The sequence below is a fragment of the Candidatus Contendobacter odensis Run_B_J11 genome, from assembly GCF_000531125.1.
Classification (GTDB): Bacteria; Pseudomonadota; Gammaproteobacteria; order Competibacterales; family Competibacteraceae; genus Contendibacter; species Contendibacter odensensis.
Map to the genome: position 1 here is coordinate 1 of NZ_CBTK010000153.1, position 1,871 is coordinate 1,871.

A 1,871-nucleotide genomic window follows, 5' to 3' on the forward strand; every position below is an offset into this window, starting at 1 on the left:
AATCTATTCTCGCTTTATTCCAGTTAAATGTTTGATTGATCAGTGCCGATAGCTCGTTGATCTGATTCATGATGTTCATCTCCTTGGTGAGAAAGACAATATTTTACCACAATTTCAATAAGTTATCTTTTTTGTCATGTACAAAGTAATCTGTATTAAAAATTTATTACTTCATCCAATGACTGATGAACATCGAGACATCATTTTGTCTACCCAATAAGTGTGCCGAACACTATTGCGTTGGAAGCCCTTGCCGGACGCAAGACAGTCAACGAGATCGCGGGGGCCTACGAAGTGCATCCCCATCAAGTGGCGATCTGGAAACGAGAGGCCCAAGAGGGGCTAAAGGCGCTGTTCGAGCGCCAGCGGGGCCGGCGGCGCGTGGAGGAGGGAACTGACCCAGACGCGCTGTATAGCCCGATCGGGCGGTTGCACGTGCAGGTGGAGTGGCTGAAAAAAAAGTCCGGACTGAACCCACCGCTGTAAGGCGACAGTGGATCGAACCGGGACAGCCGGTCTTATCGCTGGTCGCGCAGTGTGACCTGCTCGGGTTGAGTCGAAGCACTCTGTACGAGAGGGCTGCCGAGCCGAGTGTGCTCAATCTGGAACTGATGAGCCGCTTGGACGAGGAATACACCGCCCATCCGTTCTACGGCAGCCGGCGGATGACGGCCGTGCTGCGTCGGGCGGGGTATCCGGTCAATCGCAAGCGGGTGATGCGGCTCATGGGCCGGATGGGGTTATCCGCGATTTATCCCAAACCGGCGCTGTCGAACCCAAATCCCGATCATCGGGTTTACCCGTACTTACTCCGGGGAGTGACGATCACCCGACCGGATCACGTCTGGAGTACCGATATGACCTACCTTCGGCTCCGTCGGGGCTTCGTCGACTTGGCGGCCCTCCTGGATGGGTATAGCCGCAAGGTCTTGGCAGGGCGGCTCTCCAACACCTTGGAAACCCGGTTCTGCTTGGACGGCCTGGACGAGGCGTTGCGGTGGTGCCAACCGCTGATCTTTAACACCGATCAAGGTGCGCAGTTCACCCGCACCGCGTTCACTACCCGCCTGGCGCAGGCGGGCATCCGAATCAGCATGGACGGTCGGGGACGTGCCCATGACAACATCTTTGTCGAACGGTTATGGCGGTCGGTCAAGTACGAAGAGGGGTATCCCAACGCCTATGACTCGCTGGATGACGCCTATCGAGGACTACACCGGTACTTCGACTTCTATAACCACCAGCGCCCTCATCAGGCTCTGGACTACCGTACACCGGCAGAAGTGTATACCGACAGGTCATCGATCCTGTCACCCGAAGACGCAGAGGAACTACCTTAAAATCGACCAAAATCTGTCTGGACAATGGGGTCCACCTCAGAAAGCCGAGGTGGATGAAGCCGTCTGGGCGGAACTGTACTCAACGAAGAGCCGCCCATTCGACTCGCCCAAAACCGGCAAGATCGCCGTGAAGGTGATCAACCACTACGGGGATGAAGTGTTGAAGGTGTTTGGAGTAGCGTAATGCTCACCAGCAAAAGCGCCCGTGACTTTTTCTCTTCTCTAAGGCAACAATGCCACGCTTGCCCCAGTTGATCCTACCGGTTGAACGTCGATCAACATGTGGTGTGCTGCTACCGCATTATCCGCTTTGACTGATCTACGGTCGATAGAGGCTATACAAAAACTAACTAACTGATTGAAAAAGATGTTTAACGAGCTTCGGCCTGCTAAAACTGATTGAAGCTGACCCTACCACTTGATTGATCAACGGCTTAGTTTTTGTACAGCCCCTTAATTCAGCCTATCAAAACGTGAATTCCGGCTATTATTCTTGACAAGTCAACATGTTAAGCTCGTTTTTTGCTAGAT

At 53.4% G+C, this 1,871-nt stretch carries 2 protein-coding genes; both read left to right on the forward strand.

The window, feature by feature from the left end:
• Positions 1 to 216 precede the first annotated feature (216 nt).
• Positions 217 to 1,340, forward strand: a protein-coding gene (locus BN874_RS10835; RefSeq protein ID WP_154724869.1) for an IS3 family transposase whose coding sequence is annotated in 2 segments (ribosomal slippage) — positions 217 to 463 and positions 463 to 1,340 — 1,125 coding nt in all. Because the reading frame shifts where the segments join, the coding sequence is not laid out codon by codon here.
• A gap of 49 nt (positions 1,341 to 1,389) precedes the next feature.
• Complete coding sequence (locus BN874_RS26045; RefSeq protein WP_268258829.1) at positions 1,390 to 1,524, forward strand: hypothetical protein; 135 nt, start codon at positions 1,390 to 1,392, stop codon at positions 1,522 to 1,524.
• Positions 1,525 to 1,871 lie beyond the last annotated feature (347 nt).